The sequence below is a fragment of the Flintibacter porci genome (assembly GCF_041925195.1).
GTDB lineage: Bacteria > Bacillota > Clostridia > Oscillospirales > Oscillospiraceae > Lawsonibacter > Lawsonibacter porci.
In genome coordinates this window covers 199,059-220,014 of the sequence record NZ_JBHEVB010000006.1, presented here as the reverse complement: position 1 = coordinate 220,014, position 20,956 = coordinate 199,059, and the positions used below count along the sequence as shown (strand labels likewise).

Here is a 20,956-nt window from a genome sequence, read left to right as displayed (position 1 = left end):
GCGATCGTCCTTTCTTCCTGTCCTCACGTTGCCAGCTGGTGCTTTTTTTGGATGGTTTGCCTATATTATAACACGCTGAGCCGGGGTATGTGAAGAGAATTTCACAAAAATAGCAGGCCGGAAGGAACTCTGAATATACCAGGTTTCTTCCCGACCAGACAAGAGTAAATCATACAACAAATATTTCCTGGAATCAATAGCAAAACAAACAGGCATGGAGAGGAAAACGTCCTCTTACCATGCCTGTTTTTGTATACGTGTGCCAAATTCAGGTGGGGACAGGGCTGGATTGTGCGATGACCAGCAAGTCACCAGACAAAATAACCGTGTCTCCGCCCGGAATGATGGTATCCAGTCCACGCTTGATGAGAATGATCAACGTGTGGTTTGGAAGATTGAGATCACGCAGCTGTTTTCCCTGCCAGCGGTGGCCGCGTTCCACGGCCACTTCCTGAAGGGACAACTGCTCCCGGTCCTCAAAGCCTCGTGCGGCGATGACTAGCAGATCTCCCGCCTGAAGCAGCGTATCGCCCTGAGGGACAATGGTTTGCCCGGACCGGGCAATCATAACGACCAGCAAATCATTGGGCAGCAGAAGATCCTTCAAGGTCTGTCCAGTCCAGGGGTGAGACTGGTCCAGATGCACTTTGATAAAATCAATGCTGCTCTCCTCCTGGTAGTCGTTGAAGGTTTTGCCCACATCACCGGTGTGGTCGATCATGGACAGCCGGGCAGATATCCAGGGCAGTAGGGTACCCTGAATGGAAATGGACAGCAGAACGATGCAGAACACCAGGTTGAACAGGTGATAATGGGTAGAAGCGCCGCCCAGCACTGCCATAATGGCAAACACGATAGAGGCTACACCGCGCAGGCCAGCCCAGGATACCACACCGATCTGCCCCAAAGAGGGGCGGAAGGGGAGCAGCAGCAGGCCCACTACGGCAGGACGGGCAATGAGGGTGAGAAAGGCGGTGATAGCCAGAGCGGGGAGAAGTACAGCGGGCAGTTCCACCGGGGTGACCAGCAGGCCTAAAAGGAAGAAGATAAGTACCTGACACACATGGGTGATCACATCAAAGAAGTGGACCATGTACCGCTTCTGGGGCAGACTGCACCGGCCCAGCCAAATACCGCACAGGTAGACGCTGAGGTAACCGTTTCCGCCAAGCACAGAGGGCAGGGCGTAAGCGGTGATGACCATAGAAAAGATGAAGATGGTCTGGTTCTGATCCGACTGGAATGTGCCTCGTCCTAAAATCCAGGCAGACAGCCGACCAAGCAGCAGGCCTCCTGCGGCACCCAAAGCGATCTGCTGGAGCAGCAGAAGAGGAACTGAGATTTCCTGCCCGGTGAGGACAGCCACCGCGACGGAGGTGAGCATATAGGAGATGGGGTCGTTGGAACCGGATTCGAGCTCCAAAAGAGAGTCGGTATGCTCTTTTAGAGCTAACTTTTTAGTGCGCAGGATATTGAACACCGAGGCCGCGTCAGTGGAGGAAATCACCGAGCCGATAAGCAGGCTCTCTGCCCAGGACAGATGGAACACCAAATGGACAAAGACCGCCACACTGCCGGCGGTACAGGCCACGCCCAGGGTGGACAGGACGACGGATTGCACTGCCACCGGGCGGGCAGCAGTCAGATTCGTGCCGAAGCCGCCGTAAAACATAATAAAGATCAGGCTGACAGAACAGATGGTGTTGACTGCCGCATAATCGTCAAACTGGATGTGCAGAAGACCGTTTTCTCCAAAGCACATACCCAGGACAATAAAGACGAGAAGGGAGGGGACGGCCAGTTTTTCCACCCAGCGGTTCATTAGAATACAAATCAGGATAACGGTACCAACCAGCAAAAGAACGTGATCCATTATCTACCTCCTTAAAATGCAATAATATAACTATTATAGCATGGAAACAGGAGAAAAGACGAAAAGATCGTGGAAATACTGTTAAAAAAGTATAAAGAGGAGCGCTTTGCGCTCCTCTTTACAGTGGCAGGAATTAAAATAATCAGGGGGTGACCGCCCAAACCCGGGCGGGCAGACCGGTAGCGCCGGTAATGCGGGGGAAGGACACCATCACCACCGCGCCGGCAGGGGCAACCTGATCCAGATTGCACAGCAGCTCCACCTGCACCTTGCCATGGCTGAGCACATACCGCTCGCAGGCCAGGTCGCCGGCCTGAGCAGCCAGTGCGGAGGCGTCGGTGTCAATGGTCTCATGGCCGTTGGCAGCGGCGGAGCGGGTCTCATAGATATACTTCAGGGCCTCCATGGACCAACCGGGGGTATGCTCACCGCCCTCAGCGTCAAAGTTGGACAGGGCATCCATGCTGGGCCAGCGCTTGCTCCAGTCAGTGCGCAGGGCCACAAAAGCGCCCTCGGGGATGGGACCGTACTTGGTCTCATAGTCCAGAATATCCTGGACGGTTACCGCGTAGTGCACATCCTGGGCCACCTTGTCGGTGACGTCAATGACGCACAGAGGGAAGACCAGCTGCTCCACGCCGTAGGCCTCGGAGGAGACGCCTTCTTTGTCAAAGTGGCTGGGGAAGTCGATGTGGGTGCCGAACTGACCGGGGAAGCAGAAGGTCTGGATGAGACAATCCAGCATGGGGTTGCCCCAGTCATACACGGTCTTGCACAGCTCCACCGAGCCCTCGGGAATTCCAGCCCAGAAGGGACTGTCGTTGTCCAGGGGGTGAGAGAGCTCTACCCACTTGTACTCTTTGGCCCGCTTCAGGCCTTCCCAAAGTTCGTACATAAACAACACTCCTTTATATATAATGGAAATAGGATAAACAAAGGATATCGGTCCGGGATCAGTTTGCCCGGACCAGGAGCAGGACTGTCTCGAGTGTTGTCCCATATTCCAAGGGAAGTTCTTTCACTTCCTCGCCGTCAATCGGCACAGGGAAATTGAACACAATGTTTTTAATCCAACAGCCGTCCTTCCTCTTTTCCGGAAACATATCGATTCGCTCAATAAAGGCTTTCATAAACTCTTTCTGCTCCGCTTCCGTTGCAGAATTGTAGACTTCATCAAACGCCAATAAGAGCTGATAGATATTGTCGCCGGAAATTTTCTCTTGTCTGATGCTGCGGATCTGATTTTGCAGCTCGTCAATCTGCGCTTCGATTTCACCTATCATATCATACTGTTCATCATAACGGCGCTGCAAATCCAAAATTTTTCTGTCATAATGGGCATCATTGATGTCCAAGGTGTCCATCTGACGCTCCAATCGACTTTTTGTACCCAAAACCTGCTTTAATTGTCCCTGCAAAACAGTAACCTGTTTTTCCATATCTGCCGTATCAACAGCCGTTCCGATCTTCGCTTTAATCGCTTCCACAAACCGGGGCTTGTTGACCATAGCAGAAATAATTTTTGCCACCATTTTATTGATTTCCGTTTGCTCAATGTTGAGCCGGAAGCTACACTCATGTCCCGTGGCTGTGACCGTGTTTTTGCAGTAGTAATAATACCTTGTTTTCTTGTCCTTGCTGTGAGCTTTGGCAATATTGCCGTACATACTTTTGCCGCAGCATGGACATTTCAGGATGCCGGACAGGATGTGTGCATGGTCTGGATTGTTCACCTTTTCCCGCTTGAAGGAATTGAGCTTACGTTTATCCTGTGCCAGTGCCCAATCTTCTTCGGATATGATAGCTTCATGCTGCCCCTCATAGATAGGGAACTCCGATTGCTCAACCACGTGCATTTCATTTCTCGTACCCTGTTTCTTTTCGGTTCTCCGTCTGCCATAGGCGATTTTACCCATATAAACAGGATTGTCAAGCACATCCAGCACAAAGTCCCTCGAAAATCCGGGAATGGTATTGTTCTGCCGCAGCTTCTTTACATAGCCATTCCGATTCAGATATTTGGCAACTCCGGCAACACCATCGTTAGTGTGGATATAGCGGTCATAGATGACACGGATAACTTCGACCTCGTCCTCAGCAATGACAAGATTACCGTTTTCCAGCTTGTAGCCATAGGGAGCAAAGCCGCCGTTCCACTTACCTTCACGAGCCTTTTGCTCTCGTCCTGCCATTGTCTGTGTTCGGATATTCTCTCGCTCAATCTCCGCAACCGCAGACAGTACCGAAATCATCAGCTTACCGGCATCCTTGGAGCTGTCAATGCCATCTTCTACGCAAATCAGATTGACTCCAAAATCCTGCATGAGCTGCAAGGAGTTCAAAACATCTGCTGCATTTCTGCCAAACCGGGAGAGCTTAAAGACGAGTACATACGAAACGCCATCTTTTCCATCTTGAATGTCGTTCAGCATCCGCTGGAACTCCTGCCGTCCTTGGATATTCTTTCCGGAAAATCCCTCGTCAGAATACTCTCCGGCAATAACCATATCCTCGTATGCCGCATATTTCCGCAGCTTATCTCGCTGGGCATCCAAGCTGTACCCATCAACCTGTATGGCGGTGGACACTCTTGTATATAGATAACATTTAATTTGCTTCTTTTTCAGAATCGCCACCTCCCTCGTCTATTTCCTTTACCATCAATCCTTCGTTGCGGACATAATACTCCAAAAGCCAAAGCACATAGTCCGGTGCATGGCGATTATCCAGTTCCCACTCCGTCATGGTACGATATGGGATATGGACACATTTGCAGAAGTCCTTCCGGTTCATGCCTGTGCTTTCCCGCAACTTTATAATTCTGTTTTTACTATCCATTTGATTTTCTCCATAAAACAAAAAATACACGTTGCGTACTCATTATAGCATAGCTACGCCAAGTACGCAACGTGTAAATTGTAAATTTTTACGCAGCTTGTTTATTCAAAGGCTGCGCTTGTTTATCATCCTCAGGACACTCCGTTTCTTTCAGAGCATCCGCTTCTTTATTTTCCAAGACCTGATGACCATACTTTTGAATCAACCGGGTCATTACATCCACACAGCGGTCAAATGCCGCATTATATTTTGCTTCCTCATAATATTTAGTCAATAGGCAAATCCTCCATAAATTAAAGTTCCATGTCCTGTCCACGTCGGCGGGCAGGAGCCTTGTGTTCACGAGTTTCCTTTCCTCTGGCGAGGATGGCAGAAAGAAAAGCCCTGACCCGTTCTGCTGCGATTTCCAACGCATCCAGATAGGGCTGGGCTTTTTCTTTCAGTTCTTTATATTTTTCGTTCAGTTCGTCATGCCGCTGTTTCCAGATGGAAGCGGATTTTACAGCGGAAGCCAATTTTTCTTTCAGGCGATCATTCTCAGCATTGAAGATAATCCCGTTTGTGGCGTATCGTTTCAGGGTATCACACTGGTCTGCTGTGAGGGTGACATTTCCGGTGAAGGAATTTTTCTTACCCATCGCTTCAATATCCTGCACGGTCACTGCCACCGTCTTTGCAGTCTTGGTTTCCTTTTGCAGAGCTTTCAGCTTCTTTTCCTGTTTCTCCACAGCGGATTGGGTATCCGTCAGTGCCTGCTCCGCTTGGTCTGCCTGTGCGGTCACAGCTTCCAGACGCTGGGTTTCTGCTTGCACCTTAAACTGTGTTACCGTCAGATGTTCCTCGGTGCTGCCACGCTCTCCACGCTCTACATCGGTATATCCGGCAGCTTGCATGAAATTGAAAAAGTCATCCTGCAACACGCTGTAGGACGACTTCAAAATCTTTTTACCTTTTGTGTTCAGCATGGGATTGCCGTTCCCGTCAAGAACGGGTTTGGATTCCCATTTCTTACTGCGGCTGACCTGCATGATCGTTTCCTTGACTGTTCCCCGGAGGGCTTCGTCCTTGCACCGCTTCGACCAGAGAATCTGCTTTTCCACCACCGGGATATAGACCACATGGAGATGATAGTGGTACACATCTTCGCCAAGAGCTTCGGACATTGCCTGGTTGCGCTCATCGGCGTGCATAACAGCGGAGAGGATATATTGCTCACCGCCCACAACCTCCACGGCGGCTTTATAGGCATCAGCGTAGAACTGTTTGGCAAATTCATAGCCGCCGTGATTATAGAAGTAAGCGGAGTTCACATCGAATACCAGCTCACCGTATTTCACGGCATCCGCTTTCAGACCTCTGGTGGAGATCACCTTGTCCTGTTCCATCTGTGCAAACATTTCTTCATAATCGGCTGTCGGCTCTTTGAAGTGAATGTTCAGAGAAGAACGCTCCGGCACGATGTCCTGATTGCTGTAACTGTCTTTTTCCCGTTCGTTGTGTTCCTGCACCTTTGCCAGATCGTCGGCGGTTTCAATGTCCTGATTACGGGCTACGGTGCGGTCGATTCCGTCATTTCTTGCCATGGGTCATGCTCCTTTCCGAGAGAGATTTACGAAGGCTGGGGCTGCGGAGAGGCACTTTTTCAAAGTGTAATAACCCACTATTACACTTTCATCCATACTGGCTGCAAAGTGCCGTGGGCTCTCCGAGGGCTCCTCCGGAGGGGGTGTGCGGTCACTGCGGTGACCTCTGCTGTCCAGCTCGAAAAATGCCCTCTGCCATTTTCTCTTGTCCAGCCTGTCTGTCGGCGGAATTGCACCACAATTCCTTGCAGACAGCGGCAGCGAAAAACCGGATGTTTTCACTGCCTGTCCATAGGAAGCACTGCGGCACTTCCTATGGGGACGGGAGCTGCGAGGGGATAGGGTACGGCGCATCATCGCTCCCTCCGTTTCTGCCACACGATGTCATAGCCCAGCACATCGGCAAGCTCGATGACCTCTTTGTAGCGGATGCTCTCTCGTTGCAGCTTTGCGGACAGATTGGAAACGCTGTCCGACCAGTCGTAATCCTCCGCCAGTCTGTCCACCACATTCTGCATGGTAAATCCGGCACGGACGATCTGTGCCTTGATTTCATTTCGTACATTACTCATATTGAAAAACCTCCATAATTTTGTTCATGAAAAAGCGAAGCAGCTGCGCCCTTTGGCGTGTCCGCTTCGCTGTACCGTGTAATATCTGATTGTCATAAAATGCGATAGAAATATCGCCTGTGATGTCCTGCCCATAAGCGACCCTATCCCATTTCACTGTTTTGTTTGCTTTGGTCTGAAACAGTGAAAACAGCCATATTTTCGCAAAGGCTGTTCACTGTACAGAGAAGCACTGTTTCGCAAAATGATTTCGTCCTGTGGTCAAAAAATTCGCTGTTTCCACTACCATTGATTTTCCATCCCCAAAAACAAGGGTGCTGCGAATGCTTCCACGGCAGAAAAACGACAGTAAGCAAAAAGTACGTGTACCAAGTGTACGATTGACACTCGGCTCCTTCCGGTACGGATGGTACATGTACTTCTGAGTTACTGCCGCTTTCACAGAAACGGTCTTTGCAGAAGCTCGATGCCCACAAACCCTCTGGCAAATCGCCCGCCGCCGATGTTGACCTTGTTGGTGTATTCAAGGTTATAGCGGCTTTCATTCTGCTTTAGAAACGAACAGAAGCTCTTTTGAGAAAGGCTGTTCAAAGCATTATCATCACACCACTGCTTGTAAACAGCGTACAGATTTTTGGAGCTTGCTTCATAATCCGCACGGAAGCGGATATAGCCCTCGGAAGCCAGAAAATCAATGATGTTGTTTCCATCCGAAACGGCATCGTTCAGATTGTCCAAAGCCGACTGGCTCAGTGTAAAATGAAAATCATTTGCAATCAATCGGTGCAGTCCCTCCAATGCCCAGAGGAAGATGCCCTCTGCTTCGGCAGCCATCTTTTCCGCAATATAGGGATCGTCTTTTCTGTTTGGGTCTTTCTCCTTGGTGGTCAAGATAATCTGTCTGCGGAAGAAACCCACGCTCCGGTCATGGAGGGCTTGCAGAACACCGTTCCCAAGCCCGATGAACCGCACATATAAATCTCCCTGATAGCTTTGCTGTCTCTTTCTCTCCAAATCCATGGGCAGCTCTGCGGTGATGATCGCCTTGATATTGTTGGTCTGGGGCAGTGCTTCCAGCTTCATATCATCGTCCAGCATCAAAAGCTCATGTTCCAGATCGGCACGGGCAAAGGTGCTTGTCTCCACCTTTGCCACACTTCCGGTTTTCATGTTTGTTCCCAGCAGCGCACGAAGAACAACGCCGATCCGGCTCTTTCCTTCGCCGCCCTTTCCGGTCAGCATGAGCATCTTCTGACCTTTGGTGGAGGGAATGAAGCAATAGCCGATAAATTCCTGCAAGGTCAAAATGTCTTCCGGCTCCAAAAGCTGGGACAAAAAATGCAGCCATGTCACAGGCTGCGGAGCGTCTGGAAGATAGGCAACGGGCAAGCGATTGCGGCAGTAATCCTTTTCCGTGCTGAATGTGCCATCCAAATGATAGGTGCCGTTTGCCACATGGATGCGGTCTTGGTACAGGAGAAGATCGGCGGCACAGCACTCCATTCGCATCACATCCAGAAGGTTCGTAACCCGTTTTGCAATGTTGCTGGTCACATAGGGCTTGATACGATCATAGATTTCTTTTTTCAGCCTGTTTTCATCATTCACGATGCCGTTGACTGTGAAAAAAGTTCCGTTTACCATAATCATGGGATAGTCCCTGAGAAATTCCTCACAGAAAATGACTTCGTTGATTGTTTTTCCGTCAAACCATACCACAATATCAGCGGATGGATTCTGTGCTGCTTCTTTGCTCATGGTGCAATTCCTCCTTTTTCTTTCGTGCCACATAGTCCTGAAGGAAAGCAATTTTGCCCTCCTTCATCAGCCCGTCCACCACGGCAACCCGTTCTTCCAGAGTGCCTACGGTCAAAATGTCCGCCAGATATTCCATGTGGTCGAGCATCTGGCAGGCTTCCACGAAACGGTCATCCAGCTTGTTCTCCGGTGTTTTGGGTGCATACCGCACTTTCCAATCTTCCAGCAGATGCAGATAATCCGTCAGCACCCGGAAGCAGAGCATTTCATCCTCCCGGAACTGACGGATATGGGGACGCTTTTGCTTGAGGGGAGCTGCCGCAATCTGTCCCGGTTCGGTGCTGATACCGAAGTCCGCAGCCAGTCTTTGTGCCGCTTCGTAGTTGCTGAGATCAAACAGCTTTGCCACGAAGTCGATCACATCGCCCTTGGCTCCGCAGCCGAAGCAGTAGAAATAGTCCTCATTCAGCTTCAAACTGGGATTTCGGTCATTGTGGAACGGACAGCAAGTCATACCGCTTCGGTTGACCCGCAGCCCGTAGTGTTCAGCGGCTTGTCTGACCGGGACAGCCGCCTTGATGGTTTCATAGATTGTCATTGAAAATCCTCCATTTCATAGTTTTGAAAAAGAAAAACACCCGCCGGGTGGCAGGTGCTTTGCTCCTTCTACTATGGTTATGCCGGATTTCGCAAAAAACAGGCTAATCGGAGGACAACCCTGTTTCAAAAAACAGGACAGCAGTAGATTTCTTCACATTTGGATGATATAATGAGAGAAAAAGGAAAACAGGACAGGAGGACGAATATGAATCAGGAATTGATGACGCTGGACTTCTGGCAGGACACGGTCATATATGAGGATAAAACGCTGCCCATCGGCACACTTGCCTGTGATGCGCTGAATGTATCCGCTGATACCCTTGCCCGGATGAGCGAGCAGTGCGACAAAATCAATCTGCTGCTGGGACAGCTGAACGCCGCTCAGGATGCTTCTGCATTGTTTCCCATGGTAAGGGAAGCTGCGCTGACAATGCTTGATATTCTCAGCGTTACCCCTCCGTTTTCCTATATGGACATTCCAAAGCACCGGGAACGGATTCAGACGGTCTTTACAGCGGAGAACGCACAAAAATATGTAGAGTTCGCAATCAAGGCAGCGACAAATTCACTGCCATTTGAGGAAGTCCCGATGTATGCGGATGCAATGCTGCTTCAACGTTACACGGCAGTTTTCGGGCATCTGGCGTACTCTCTTGGAGAATATCAAAAGGCTATGCTCGATTTTGCTGAAAAAACAGATGGCAATGAAGCAAACCGTACAGCAGAAGGATTTGCAAAGCTGTTTGGCACCTATTTCCCGCCGGAGTTCTCCATTACGGAGGGCAATGCCTGGATGGCTGCATCCAATAATTCTATCCAGTATGTTTCTGCACTCCGTCCCGGCTATGATGTGCCGATGCTGGTCAAGCGGATGCACTTCCTGACTTTTGTAGGGATGTTCCGTACGGATTTGTTTGAGGGGCTGTGTGTCGGTCACGCTCCAAAGAAATGCCGTATCTGCGGCAAATGGTTCCTGACCACCAACGCAAGGCATACAAAATACTGCGGCGGCTATGCACCGGGGGACAAGCTGCACCGCACCTGTCGGCAGATTGGCAATCTGAAAGGCAGAACGCAGCGAGAACTTGCGGACGATCACCCAATAAAACAGGTATATGTAACCCGGCTGAATACCATAAACCGATATATCAAGCGAGGTACGCTGGATGAGGAACTTGCCAAGGCGATGAAAAAGCTGGCAAAGGATAAGATGCTCCGGGCAATCAGCGATGTTGCCTATGCCCGTGGGGATTATGAAAAGGAAATGGAACAGGATGCTTTGCAAAGGGAAATTGAAATTTGTGGGGGTAAAGTATAGATGAATCAAGGAAGAATTATTGTAATCACAGGTTCACCGGGAACAGGAAAGACAACAACGGCATCTGTTGTTGCAAAGGAATCAGATTTGGAAAAATCTGTGCATATGCACACAGATGACTTTTATCATTATTTGAGCAAGGGCGCAATACCACCATATTTGCCAGAGTCAAATGATCAAAATTTGATTGTAATAGAAGCATTTTTGGAAGCAGCAAAACGATACGTCAGAGGTGGATACGATGTAATTGTAGATGGTATCATAGGAACATGGTTTTTAGAACCGTGGCTTAACATTGTTCAAGAGCATTATGAAGTACACTATATCGTTTTGAGAGCGAGTAAAGAAGAAACTATGAAGCGTGCTATCGAACGCTCAAAGTTAGACAGAGAAACAAATATGGAATTAGTGGAAACAATGTGGGAACAATTTTCCAATTTAGGAATCTATGAATCAAATGTTATAGATACAACTACACACTCACTTAAAGATACTGTCTCCGCAGTAAAAGAAAAAGTCGCAAGCGGTACGGCGCTACTATCTTAAATAATCACAGTTTGTTTAAGAGATAAGATACAATCAACCAAGCCGAAGGGAGGTGCGCTGCTATGCTGAGAGAATATTCATGGGACATGACCGGATACAATCCCAAATCTGTTCCCAGTACGCCCGACGGCGGCATTACAAGATATATGGCAGAGCGCATCTTCCAACTGGAACCGGAGCCACCAAAGGCAGAGAATATCAATGATTACATTCTCTCTGCCCTCCGGGAAAAGAATCTGAAATACTTTTCGTTTTTCCTGCACCACTATGAGCAGCAGCTCAACAAGCGCATCCGGTCATTTCTTTGCACGGATGGAAGCGATCAGTATGACCCGGAGCGTTTTTTGGATATAAAGCTCTCCTGTCGGGAAGCTATGCTCCAGAAGCTGCCAGACTATGACCCCAAAAAGGGGGCTGAATATGTCACCTACATTTACCCTTTCATACGGGATGCCATGCTCCGTTTCCGTATGGGCGAAGAACAATGGTCGGTGTCCTCGCTGACCAGCTATAAGATGCTCCGTACCATGGCATGGCTTTACCACAACACGAGAGATGCCATCGGTGAATTTGCAAAGAAATATGACTGCGATCTTGCGCTGGCGGAGGAATATTTGAAGGTTGTCCGTGGTATCCGCAATCAGCAGCCATTCTTCGTGACCGAGCAGGACGAGGACGGCGAGGAAACAGGCGAGGATGTGACCCGTGATGACAGCTGGAACTATGCAGACATTTTATGGGATGGTATACAGGCTGAAAAGGTGCGGAAAGCATTTGAAAAGCTGAACTACCGGGAACAGACCTTGCTGGAAAAGCGGCTTGCCATCTGCATGACCTGTGGGCGTGTGGGTTCTTGGAAAGACCGTCCTACATTTGAAGAACTTGCTGTCATGTTCGAGGGCAGCTCCACCAGCGGTGCAGAGCGAGCCTACCGAAAGGCAGCGGAACATCTGACCCTGTTGCTGGTGGAAAACGGCGGTGTCCATGCAGTCCGGCTGAAACAGAAGTCAAAAATCAAGCGAAAAAAGAAAATCGCCACCGCAGTCTACGAATATCAGGCAGACTGCGATGGCGAATGGGGAGAAATTGTATTCGATTTTGAAAACGGCACAGGGTCGATTGTCCGGCTTGCCGATTGGGATACCATGATTTTCAATGTGTTTGCACAACAGGCAATCCGGTATCTCTTGAATTGTGAAAATGAAAAGTTGCCAAAAGAAACGATGTTCGCTTTTGAAATGTGTGAATAAAGGCGAGTAAAGTTTACCTCCATAAGAAGAAAAAAGCTCGAAAAAAAGCAATTCCCCCATGAAAACAGGAATTGCTTTTTTATGTAGACTTGAGACAGTTATACTGAAGATTTGAACATAGGCTTACAATTCACGCCGCTTCCACTGATTCAATGCAGCAACGATACAAGCACCCACAACAGCGAATGTCAAAACGATAAAGGAAAGTCGGAATCCGTGCAGTGCCACCTCATACACATCGTAGTAGCGCAGAGGGGTCAGGTAATCCAAAATTTGATTTTCTGTGTATTCGGCTGTAAAGGCCAGGGCATAGGCAGCCAGCATGGAAATCGTACCTGTCCTCACCGCAGCCTTATAGGACATAAACAGGCTGGCAAACAGCAGCCCCAGAGCGAAAAAGAGGAACTGGGTAAAGAACATTCCCATGGTTGTGGTGAGCACTGCTCCCGGCTGTTCCAGACCGCCCAAAGGAAGAACGATTGTAAAATAATTACATAAACCGCTGAACAGGGCGAACACCAGTAGATTCACCGCTGAAACGATCACCTTCGCCAGTACAATGGTTTTCCGCTCCACAGGCTTTGTGAACAGGTATTCCGAGGTTCCGAACTTCTTTTCCTTCGCCACACAGGACAACCCCAGCGACATGGCATAAGGGAACGCCAGCAATCCTTCCCAGAAATAGATGCACACATACCAGCCAAGGGATGTGGTTAAATCGCCTTTGACCCCAAACATAATCATGATCAGTCTCGGAAATTGGCTGACCATCGTTGCCATTTCATTCAGACTGTCCTGTAGAGACAGAAGCTCAAAATAGCAGAAACCGCACAGAAGCAGCATGATCCCCAACCAGATCAACAAGAGCCTTCTGGTTTGGCGGAACTCATTTTTAATCAATGTTTTCATGTTTGCACCCCCTTATGAACGAAACTGAATGTCTTTTTTCAGAAAGACACCGTAAGACAGCACCAAAAACAAGGTAACCAGCAGCACGCCCCAGCCAAGATAGGTCATATCATAGAAGCCAGTTTCGGAAATTTTTGCAGCTCCAAAGAAGGAGTATGGGGACAGGAAACTGATAGCCCGGTTACTGATGATGTTGGAGAAGCTTGTTATGCAATACTCCACAAACACGACTAATCCGGCAGTCAGCAGCGGGCTGCGGTTGCGGGAAAACAAAATTCCCACCATCAGACCCATTGCAGCGAAGAACAGCGTAACAAGGGTCAGGGACAGGGCAATCAGGAAAAACTCTCCCCATGGAGTTCCGGAACGAAACATTGCCATGGCCAAAAAAGAAGCCAGCAGATACGCAGCACCTACGACCACCACTCCGATCAATACAGTCAATGCCTTTGCCCAATAGATTGTTTTCCGAGGAAAGGGCTTTGTAAACAGGTATTCCGAAGTTCCTTCCGTACATTCTCTGGTGTGAACAGAAATGCCGAAGTGCATTCCGAAAACGCCGGAGGCAATCATAAAAAAGCTGGTCAGAAACCCATAAATGCCCAACGGGGAAGTCAAGTATTCCATCGATACGCCGACACTCCTGTAAAAGTCCGTGGTGCCCATGGTTTCAAAGAGTTCCACGGAGGCAACATCCAGGAAGCTGTAATAAGTCGGTGTCATCAAAAAGATACACACAGCCAAGGCAATGGCCCAGCCCAGGATATAGGTTCGATGCCGTTTCAGTTCATATTTCAAAATGACCATACCTGACACCTCCTTACTCATAGTAGTGCATGAAGATTTCCTCCAAAGAGGGCTCTTCCAAAAGCACATCGTCCAAATGCAGCAGGTGAAGTTTATCAATGATTGCTGTGATATTGCCGTTATACATAAAGGAAACAGAGGTCTTGTCCGGGGTCTCAGCGAAATTCGCAATACCAGGCAGCTCCCAGAAATCACTGGAAATCGGTGTTTTGGTGGTAAGGCTGACCTTTTTATAACCGCTTTCCCGCAGCTCTCTGATAGACTGGATGCTCATGAGCTTACCCTCTTTTAAGATTGCCACCCGGTCACACAGCTTCTGTACCTCGCTGAGTACATGGGAGGAGAAGAAAATGGTGGTGCCCCGGTTGTTCTCCTCCTTCAGAATATCATAGAATGCCTGCTGGATCAGCGGGTCTAAGCCGCTGGTAGGTTCATCCATAATCAGCAGCTTAGGGGAAGTCATAATGGCAGACACGATGCCCACCTTTTTCTTGTTGCCCAGAGACAGGTCTGCAATCTTCCGGGACAAATCCAAATTGAGCCGTTCGGAAAGCTCATACATTTTCGTTTCACAGTTCATGGCGTACAGGTCGGCGGTGTATTGCAGTAGTTCCCGCACCTTCATGTTTTCATAATAGCTGTTCTCGCTGGGGAGGTAGCCCACATCTCTGGCAATGACACTTGCCTGACTCTGGCAGTCTAAACCGAAAATAGAAGCGTTGCCACCGCTGGGACGGATCAGACCCATCAGAGTGCGGATGGTGGTGGACTTACCCGCACCGTTTGGGCCAATGAAGCCAAAGAACTCGCCCTGATTAACTGTGAGATTGAGGTTGCTGATACCTCTGTGTTTCCCATAGTGCTTGGTCAGTTGGTTCAAGACAATAGCGTATTCACTCATTTTAAATATTCCTCCTTATAGAAATTGTTTTTTAGAATTGAAATGGTTTTTTCAAATTCATTCATAACTGTTTCAAAATCAAAAACGGCTACGTTACGATAACGGGCTGCATACCCCTCCGCCATCACTAAAAGCATATTGTAAACAGGTTGAGCATCTTCGGGATTTTTGAACTTTAAGGAATCATCCTCTCGTAAAACCATTTCATTTCTGAAATTCCCTGCTTCCATCTTCAATGAAGCAAGTAGGTCATTGACTTCAGGAGAAGCTTCTTCCCAAACACTTGCTATAAATTGAGTAATAAACGGGTGTGTTTTCATTGCGGCCATTTTCATCTTGCTGGAAACCAGAATGCGGTTAAACAGATCGGTTTCTGAATCAAGTATCGTTTGGTCAAACGAAGGCATAATGATTTTCATACAATATTCCAACAGGTAGGTATACAGTTGTTTTTTGTTGCCAAAGTACTGAAATACGGATGCCTTTGAAATATGCGCCGTTACAGCAATATCGTTGACAGAAGCCTTATCATATCCAAACTTACCAAAGCACTGGAGTGCCGCATTGATGATGGTAATTTGCTTTTCCTCGCTTAGTGCAAAAAATTTGTCCATTTAATTTCTCCTTTCAAGTGACCGATTCGGTTATTCATAGTATAGCACCGATAACCGATTCGGTCAAGTAATTAAAAATCTAATTCTATGCCAACATCCACTACCCAAAAAACCGCCTGTACGAGCATTTCTCATGCCCGCACAGGCGGCTTGCTTTATCTTTGGCAATCAATCCAAAGGTTTATATTCTGTTACGGTTTTCAAGTAGGTTTCCGCATTGCCGTTGAGGATTAAATCTGCATAGGCTGCCGGATCATTGTAAATCAGATAGTCAAGCTCTGATCTCTGATACATATTGTCTGCTACCTCGTTCTCCACAGCGGTGCAGTCAATGGAAATCATGCTGCCGTCAGCGAAGCGAAGCTCCACACAGGCGGTATCCATATTGAACTCACAAGAAATCACCTTATCCATAAGAACCTCCAAAATACGGGATTAAATCATCCCAAAATATTTCATTGCTTCTCGGATTGCGTTCTCTTTTTCAGGCGGACACTGGGGCTGTCTGGAATCCTCCGCTTTCGGCAGATTGTAGTTCTTTCCGACCTCCAACCCGCACTTTCTCTTGATTTGAGAGATATACAGGTTAGATACCTTTAGTCCGGTATGCTCCAACACATAGTCTTTAATCTGTGTGTAGGTTGCCTTATCTTGAAAATCAGACATATCCATATCTTCCAAAGAGAACTCAACCCGAACCTTTTTCGAGTCGATCTCACCCTTGGAAAGCAAGACAACCGTTTCCACGTGAGCGGTGCGGGGGAAGAGGTCCACGGCCTGGACCTTGACTGCCCAGTAGCCCAGCTCCTCCAGACGCTTGGCGTCCCGGGCCAGAGTGGCCGGGTCGCAGGAGACATAGACGATACGTTCCGGGGCCATGGAGGCCAGAATGGCGGGTACCTCCGGTGCTAATCCCTTCCGGGGTGGGTCCACGCAGATGACTTGGGGACGCACACCCTCCCGGGCAAGCTGAGCGGCCACTGATCCCGCGTCGCCGCAGAAGAAACGGGTATTATTCACCTTGTTGCGTGCAGCATTGGCCTTAGCGTCCTCAATGGCCTGGGGGACGATCTCGGCGCCAATGACCTGCCCCGCCTTCTGGGCCAAAGCCAGAGAGATGGTGCCGATGCCGCAGTACAGGTCCAGCACGGTCTCTTGTCCAGTGAGGGAGGCAAAATCCACCGCCTGGGCATAGAGCCGCTGGGTCTGAGCCCAGTTGATCTGGAAAAAGGAGGGGACAGACAGCCGGAAGGTCATACCGCACAGGGTCTCCTCCAGAAAATCCTGGCCCCACAAAGTGCGGTACTCAGGACCTAAAATTACGTTGGTATCCGCCTGATTGATGTTGAGAACCAGACCGATGAGTCCCGGTTCCGCTTTGCACAGAGCCTCTACCAATTCGGAAACCTGGGGCAGCTTTTTCCCGTTGGCAACCACACAGCACAAAGATTGTCCTGCCTGGTTGGTGCGCACATAGAGGTGACGGATCAGTCCCTGACAGGTACTCTCGTCATAGGCAGGCACCGACCACTGTTCCATCCAGTCCTTGAAGGCCTCGCGCAGCCGGGTCACCGCCAGAGGCTGGAGAGGGCAGTCCTCCACATCCAGCACGTCATGGCTCCGGGGACGGAAGTAGCCGATGGACAGGCCCTGCTTTCCCTGGGCCACGGGCAGCTGCACCTTGTTGCGGTAGCGCAGGGGATCTTCCGCCCCAAGCACCGGAGGCAGCTCCAAATCCAGGCCGCCCAGCCGCCGCAGAGCGTCATTGACCCGGTCCCGCTTGGCCGTCAGCTCCTCCTCGTAGGTCATGTGACGGTATTGGCAGCCGCCGCACTTGCCGCTGATGGGGCAGTCGGGCTCCACACGAGCGGGAGAGGGGGTGAGCAGCTCCACGCCACGGCCCCAGGCGATGTTCTTTTGTACCTTTAATAGCTGAACCTTCCAGTCCTCTCCCCGGATGGTGCCGGGAATAAAGACCACCCGGCCATCCAGCCGGGCCACACCGAAGCCTTGGGCGGTGTAGCTGTCGATGTGCAGATCATGCAGTGAATTTTTCTTCCAGTCGGCCATGAGGCGCCTCCCACATGTTTGTTTTCCCCCATCATACCATGTCTGCCCCCGCTGCGTAAAGATAAAAAACCCCGCCGGTTTTGCACCGGCGGGGCAGAAGGTGTGGAAAAATCACATGGCGCTGTGGAAGGTGCGCTGGATGACCTCCAGCTGCTGCTCCCGGCTGAGGCGGTTGAAGTTCACCGCATAGCCGGAGACACGGATGGTGAGGCTGGGATACTTCTCGGGGTGATCCATGGCGTCCAGCAGAGTTTCCCGGTGCAGGACGTTCACGTTCAGGTGGTGGGCTCCCTGGACAAAGTAGCCGTCTAGAATAGCCACCAGATTGGCTCGGCGCTGGTCCTCGTCCTTGCCCAGGGCCTCGGGGACGATGGAGAAGGTGTTGGACACGCCGTCCTGACACACAGCACGGTAGGGGATCTTGGCCACCGAGTTGAGGGAGGCCAGAGCGCCGTTCATGTCACGGCCGTGCATGGGGTTGGCGCCGGGGGCAAAGGGCTCACCCGCCTTGCGGCCGTCGGGGGTGGCGCCGGTCTTCTTGCCGTACATCACGTTGGAAGTGATGGTGAGGGCGGAGAGGGTGTGGATGGCATTGCGGTACAGGGGGTGCTTTTTCAGCTCGGCGGAGAAGTAGGAGACGATCTCCACGGCGATGTCATCCACCCGGTCGTCGTCGTTGCCGTACTTGGGGAAGTCACCTTCAATGGTGAAGTCCACGGCTACGCCCTGCTCGTTGCGGATGGGGCGCACCTTGGCAAACTTAATGGCGGACAGGGAGTCGGCGGCGATGGACAGGCCGGCCACGCCGAAGGCGGCCAGCCGCTCCACCAGGGTGTCGTGGAGGGCCATCTGGCTGCTCTCATAGGCGTACTTGTCGTGCATATAGTGGATGATGTTAATGGTGTCCACGTAGAGCTCAGCCACATAGGCCAGTACCTTTTTATAATTGGCCAGCACCTTGGGGTAGTCCAGCACCTCGTCCATGTCGTGCTCGATGCCGGGGACGATAACGCCGCCTTTTTTCTCATCCACGCCGCCGTTGATGGCGTACAGCAGGCTCTTGGCCAGGTTGGCCCGGGCGCCGAAGAACTGCATCTGCTTGCCCACCGCCATGGCGGACACACAGCAGGCGATGCAGTAGTCGTCGCCGTACATGGGGCGCATCAGCTCGTCGCTCTCGTACTGGATGGAGTCGGTGGCAATACTCATCTTGGAGCAGTAGTCCTTAAAGCCCTGAGGCAGGTCCTTGCTCCAGAGGACGGTGAGGTTGGGCTCGGGGGCAGTGCCCAGGTTGGTGAGAGTGTGGAGCATCCGGAAGGAGTTCTTGGTGACTAGGGTGCGGCCGTCAATGCCCATGCCGCCGATGGACTCGGTGACCCAGGTGGGGTCGCCGCCGAAGAGCTCGTTATACTCGGGGGTGCGCAGGTGACGCACCAGGCGCAACTTGATGACAAACTGGTCGATGAGCTCCTGGGCGCCCTGCTCGTCCAGCAGGCCGTTGTCCAGGTCACGCTGGATGTAGATATCCAGGAAGGTGGACACACGGCCCAGGGAGGTGGCAGCGCCGTTATTTTCCTTGATACCGGCCAGGTAGGCCATGTACAGATTCTGCACCGCCTCATGGGCGTTTTCGGCGGGGCGGGTGATGTCGCAGCCGTACTTGGCGGCCATGGAGGCCATCTCCTTCAGAGCGCGGATCTGCATCTGGACCTCTTCCCGCAGGCGGATGCGCTCGTCGGTCATGGGGCCGTCCAGCATGTCCAGATCCTTCTGCTTCTCTTCAATAAGGAAGTCGGTGCCGTACAGGGGGACGCGGCGGTAGTCGCCCACGATGCGGCCGCGGCCATAGGCGTCGGGCAGGCCGGTGAGCAGACCGGCGTGGCGGGCGTCCCGGGTACGCTTGGGATAGGCGTCAAAGACGCCTTCGTTGTGGGTCTTGCGGTAGAGGCGGAAGTGGCGCTCGATCTCCGGGTCCAGCTGGTAGCCGTACTGCTCCAAGGCGGAGACGGCGTTGCGGATGCCGCCGAAGGGGTTGACGATGCGCTTGAGGGGGGCGTCGGTCTGAAGGCCCACGACCACCTCGTTGTCCTTGTCAATGTAGCCGGGGGCAAAGTTGTCGATGCCGGAGACAGCGTGGGTCTCCACGTCGATGATGCCCTTTTTGATCTCCTCCAGAATGAGGGACTCTGCCTTCTCCCAGACCTTGGCGGTCTTGGGGGAGATGGGGGCCAGGAAGTCGTCCCCTCCCTGATAGGGGGTGTAGTTTTTCTGAATGAAGTTGCGCACATTCACCAGGTGGCGCCACTCGCCGGTGCGAAATCCTTTCCAAGCGGTGCAGTTGACGTCGATGCTCATAGCTCCCATTCCTTTCTTAGTTGTCTGTGTTCCGGCAGCAGGCTTCATTGAGCTGCCGGTTCCAAGGTTCCAGTGTTGTCTTGTTCATCGGCGGCACCCCTTCCAACGGATAGGGGATGCCAAGCGTTTGATACTTGTGAACGCCCAGGGTGTGGTAGGGGAGAAGTTCCACCTTCTCCACCCGGGGCAGGGTGGCGATGTATTCGCTTAGGGAAGTCAAATGCTCCGGACGGTCGGTGAGGCCGGGGACCACCACGTGGCGCACCCACATGGGGACGTTTGCCTTCCGTACTGCCTCCACAAAGGCCAGGGTGGGGTCCATCTCCAGACCGGTGATCTTCCGGTAGCCCTCTCTTTGATGGTGCTTTACGTCGTAGAGCACCAGGTCGGTGTGTTTGAGAATGCCCTCGTAGTCACCTCGGCCTACGCCGGAGGTGTCGATGCAGGTGTGGACCCCCTCTGCTTTGAGCAGCTTCAGACACGCCAGTAGAAAGTCGGGCTGTCCGAGGGGCTCGCCGCCGGAGAAGGTAACGCCTCCGCCGGAAGATTCAAAATAAGGCCGGAAGCGGAGCAGCCGTTTGACCAGGGCCTCGGGCGTAGTCTCCTGTCCGCCGGAGAAGGTTTGAGTGTCCGGATTGTGGCAGTAGAGGCAGCGGAGAGGGCAGCCCTGAAGAAAGACCACGGCCCGTACACCGGGGCCGTCCACCAGTCCCATACTCTCCAGCGAATGAATGAATCCGGTCATGAAAAATACTTCCTTTCCGCCCTGAATAGGCAAAAAAAGGCGCAAAAAAGCCGCCCTTCCGGGCCACTTTTCGGCGCCCAGACGGTCGGCATCATGACGATCATACTCCCTGTGGTCTCTCCACTTCCGTCAGTCATATGATCCGCCCTTAGGATAACAAAAGACCGCCGACCCTGTCAAGGGGACGGCGGTCTTTTTCGTGTTTTCATATAAACTG

At 51.2% G+C, this 20,956-nt stretch carries 20 protein-coding genes and 1 riboswitch; of the genes, 3 read left to right on the top strand and 17 right to left on the bottom strand.

Translation table 11 applies throughout. The features are described from left to right. Positions 1-268: 268 nt before the first annotated feature. The 9 genes from ACEVJL_RS08680 to ACEVJL_RS08640 form a co-directional block, all read right to left on the bottom strand. Positions 269-1,873 (bottom strand): potassium/proton antiporter, encoded by a 1,605-nt coding sequence (locus ACEVJL_RS08680; protein ID WP_374737496.1) that lies wholly within the window; start codon positions 1,871-1,873, stop codon positions 269-271. A gap of 142 nt (positions 1,874-2,015) precedes the next feature. Next, positions 2,016-2,768 (bottom strand): cyclase family protein, encoded by a 753-nt coding sequence (locus tag ACEVJL_RS08675; RefSeq protein ID WP_110441206.1) that lies wholly within the window; start codon positions 2,766-2,768, stop codon positions 2,016-2,018. A gap of 58 nt (positions 2,769-2,826) precedes the next feature. Then, positions 2,827-4,509 carry a recombinase family protein gene (locus ACEVJL_RS08670; protein ID WP_425475191.1) on the bottom strand — a complete coding sequence of 561 codons (1,683 nt, stop codon included), beginning with the start codon at positions 4,507-4,509 and terminating at the stop codon, positions 2,827-2,829. Continuing rightward, positions 4,481-4,711, bottom strand: a complete 231-nt coding sequence (locus tag ACEVJL_RS08665) for a helix-turn-helix domain-containing protein (protein ID WP_374737495.1) — start codon at positions 4,709-4,711, stop codon at positions 4,481-4,483. The genes ACEVJL_RS08670 and ACEVJL_RS08665 overlap by 29 nt, the downstream gene beginning before the upstream one ends. Before the next feature lie 88 nt (positions 4,712-4,799). Next, the gene (locus ACEVJL_RS08660) at positions 4,800-4,985 is read right to left on the bottom strand and encodes a hypothetical protein (protein ID WP_374737494.1); all 186 of its coding nucleotides are present in this window, start codon (positions 4,983-4,985) and stop codon (positions 4,800-4,802) included. 19 nt (positions 4,986-5,004) lie between these two features. Then, complete coding sequence (locus ACEVJL_RS08655; protein WP_374737493.1) at positions 5,005-6,294, bottom strand: plasmid recombination protein; 1,290 nt, start codon at positions 6,292-6,294, stop codon at positions 5,005-5,007. 353 nt (positions 6,295-6,647) lie between these two features. Further along, on the bottom strand, positions 6,648-6,866 hold the full coding sequence (locus tag ACEVJL_RS08650) for an LLM class flavin-dependent oxidoreductase (RefSeq protein ID WP_374737492.1): 219 nt from the start codon (positions 6,864-6,866) through the stop codon (positions 6,648-6,650). A gap of 438 nt (positions 6,867-7,304) precedes the next feature. Then, positions 7,305-8,624 (bottom strand): DNA primase family protein, encoded by a 1,320-nt coding sequence (locus tag ACEVJL_RS08645; RefSeq protein ID WP_374737491.1) that lies wholly within the window; start codon positions 8,622-8,624, stop codon positions 7,305-7,307. Continuing rightward, a complete protein-coding gene (locus tag ACEVJL_RS08640; RefSeq protein ID WP_374737490.1) occupies positions 8,590-9,222 on the bottom strand; it encodes a CHC2 zinc finger domain-containing protein in 633 nt (210 codons plus the stop codon). The genes ACEVJL_RS08645 and ACEVJL_RS08640 overlap by 35 nt, the downstream gene beginning before the upstream one ends. Before the next feature lie 207 nt (positions 9,223-9,429). Between ACEVJL_RS08640 and ACEVJL_RS08635 the strand changes: the two genes are divergently transcribed. From ACEVJL_RS08635 to ACEVJL_RS08625, 3 genes are all read left to right on the top strand, one after another. Next, positions 9,430-10,542, top strand: a complete 1,113-nt coding sequence (locus ACEVJL_RS08635) for a DUF6076 domain-containing protein (protein ID WP_374737489.1) — start codon at positions 9,430-9,432, stop codon at positions 10,540-10,542. Continuing rightward, positions 10,543-11,088, top strand: a complete 546-nt coding sequence (locus ACEVJL_RS08630) for a P-loop nucleotide/nucleoside kinase family protein (protein WP_374737488.1) — start codon at positions 10,543-10,545, stop codon at positions 11,086-11,088. A gap of 62 nt (positions 11,089-11,150) precedes the next feature. Next, complete coding sequence (locus ACEVJL_RS08625) at positions 11,151-12,338, top strand: sigma-70 family RNA polymerase sigma factor (protein WP_374737487.1); 1,188 nt, start codon at positions 11,151-11,153, stop codon at positions 12,336-12,338. Positions 12,339-12,461: 123 nt separating this feature from the next. On the opposite strand, the gene ACEVJL_RS08620 is transcribed toward ACEVJL_RS08625, so the two are convergent. The 8 genes from ACEVJL_RS08620 to pflA form a co-directional block, all read right to left on the bottom strand. After that, complete coding sequence (locus ACEVJL_RS08620; RefSeq protein WP_008726796.1) at positions 12,462-13,247, bottom strand: ABC transporter permease subunit; 786 nt, start codon at positions 13,245-13,247, stop codon at positions 12,462-12,464. 12 nt (positions 13,248-13,259) lie between these two features. Next, positions 13,260-14,054 carry an ABC transporter permease subunit gene (locus ACEVJL_RS08615; RefSeq protein ID WP_374737486.1) on the bottom strand — a complete coding sequence of 265 codons (795 nt, stop codon included), beginning with the start codon at positions 14,052-14,054 and terminating at the stop codon, positions 13,260-13,262. A gap of 13 nt (positions 14,055-14,067) precedes the next feature. Further along, a complete protein-coding gene (locus tag ACEVJL_RS08610; RefSeq protein ID WP_374737485.1) occupies positions 14,068-14,955 on the bottom strand; it encodes an ABC transporter ATP-binding protein in 888 nt (295 codons plus the stop codon). Beyond that, the gene (locus ACEVJL_RS08605; protein ID WP_374737484.1) at positions 14,952-15,569 is read right to left on the bottom strand and encodes a TetR/AcrR family transcriptional regulator; all 618 of its coding nucleotides are present in this window, start codon (positions 15,567-15,569) and stop codon (positions 14,952-14,954) included. Before ACEVJL_RS08605 ends, ACEVJL_RS08610 begins: the two co-directional genes overlap by 4 nt. A 168-nt stretch (positions 15,570-15,737) precedes the next feature. Then, a complete protein-coding gene (locus ACEVJL_RS08600) occupies positions 15,738-15,983 on the bottom strand; it encodes a DUF6061 family protein (RefSeq protein ID WP_374737483.1) in 246 nt (81 codons plus the stop codon). Positions 15,984-16,004: 21 nt separating this feature from the next. After that, a complete protein-coding gene (gene rlmD, locus ACEVJL_RS08595) occupies positions 16,005-17,639 on the bottom strand; it encodes a 23S rRNA (uracil(1939)-C(5))-methyltransferase RlmD (RefSeq protein WP_374737482.1) in 1,635 nt (544 codons plus the stop codon). Positions 17,640-17,750: 111 nt separating this feature from the next. Further along, positions 17,751-19,994: a formate C-acetyltransferase gene (gene pflB, locus ACEVJL_RS08590; protein WP_374737481.1), complete on the bottom strand. Its 2,244-nt coding sequence runs from the start codon at positions 19,992-19,994 to the stop codon at positions 17,751-17,753. A gap of 16 nt (positions 19,995-20,010) precedes the next feature. Beyond that, the gene (pflA, locus tag ACEVJL_RS08585; protein ID WP_374737480.1) at positions 20,011-20,739 is read right to left on the bottom strand and encodes a pyruvate formate-lyase-activating protein; all 729 of its coding nucleotides are present in this window, start codon (positions 20,737-20,739) and stop codon (positions 20,011-20,013) included. 68 nt (positions 20,740-20,807) lie between these two features. Further along, a riboswitch (ZMP/ZTP riboswitch) is annotated at positions 20,808-20,886 on the bottom strand. Positions 20,887-20,956 lie beyond the last annotated feature (70 nt).

What these genes read in the sequence shown, in the direction of transcription:
- ACEVJL_RS08680 (WP_374737496.1), bottom strand. Translation starts at nt 1,873, where the DNA reads ATGGATCACGTTCTTTTGCTGGTTGGTACCGTTATCCTGATTTGTATT.
- ACEVJL_RS08675 (WP_110441206.1), bottom strand. Translation starts at nt 2,768, where the DNA reads ATGTACGAACTTTGGGAAGGCCTGAAGCGGGCCAAAGAGTACAAGTGG.
- ACEVJL_RS08665 (WP_374737495.1), bottom strand. Translation starts at nt 4,711, where the DNA reads ATGGATAGTAAAAACAGAATTATAAAGTTGCGGGAAAGCACAGGCATG.
- ACEVJL_RS08655 (WP_374737493.1), bottom strand. Translation starts at nt 6,294, where the DNA reads ATGGCAAGAAATGACGGAATCGACCGCACCGTAGCCCGTAATCAGGAC.
- ACEVJL_RS08650 (WP_374737492.1), bottom strand. Translation starts at nt 6,866, where the DNA reads ATGAGTAATGTACGAAATGAAATCAAGGCACAGATCGTCCGTGCCGGA.
- ACEVJL_RS08645 (WP_374737491.1), bottom strand. Translation starts at nt 8,624, where the DNA reads ATGAGCAAAGAAGCAGCACAGAATCCATCCGCTGATATTGTGGTATGG.
- ACEVJL_RS08640 (WP_374737490.1), bottom strand. Translation starts at nt 9,222, where the DNA reads ATGACAATCTATGAAACCATCAAGGCGGCTGTCCCGGTCAGACAAGCC.
- ACEVJL_RS08635 (WP_374737489.1), top strand. Translation starts at nt 9,430, where the DNA reads ATGAATCAGGAATTGATGACGCTGGACTTCTGGCAGGACACGGTCATA.
- ACEVJL_RS08630 (WP_374737488.1), top strand. Translation starts at nt 10,543, where the DNA reads ATGAATCAAGGAAGAATTATTGTAATCACAGGTTCACCGGGAACAGGA.
- ACEVJL_RS08625 (WP_374737487.1), top strand. Translation starts at nt 11,151, where the DNA reads ATGCTGAGAGAATATTCATGGGACATGACCGGATACAATCCCAAATCT.
- ACEVJL_RS08620 (WP_008726796.1), bottom strand. Translation starts at nt 13,247, where the DNA reads ATGAAAACATTGATTAAAAATGAGTTCCGCCAAACCAGAAGGCTCTTG.
- ACEVJL_RS08615 (WP_374737486.1), bottom strand. Translation starts at nt 14,054, where the DNA reads ATGGTCATTTTGAAATATGAACTGAAACGGCATCGAACCTATATCCTG.
- ACEVJL_RS08610 (WP_374737485.1), bottom strand. Translation starts at nt 14,955, where the DNA reads ATGAGTGAATACGCTATTGTCTTGAACCAACTGACCAAGCACTATGGG.
- ACEVJL_RS08605 (WP_374737484.1), bottom strand. Translation starts at nt 15,569, where the DNA reads ATGGACAAATTTTTTGCACTAAGCGAGGAAAAGCAAATTACCATCATC.
- ACEVJL_RS08600 (WP_374737483.1), bottom strand. Translation starts at nt 15,983, where the DNA reads ATGGATAAGGTGATTTCTTGTGAGTTCAATATGGATACCGCCTGTGTG.
- rlmD (WP_374737482.1), bottom strand. Translation starts at nt 17,639, where the DNA reads ATGGCCGACTGGAAGAAAAATTCACTGCATGATCTGCACATCGACAGC.
- pflB (WP_374737481.1), bottom strand. Translation starts at nt 19,994, where the DNA reads ATGAGCATCGACGTCAACTGCACCGCTTGGAAAGGATTTCGCACCGGC.
- pflA (WP_374737480.1), bottom strand. Translation starts at nt 20,739, where the DNA reads ATGACCGGATTCATTCATTCGCTGGAGAGTATGGGACTGGTGGACGGC.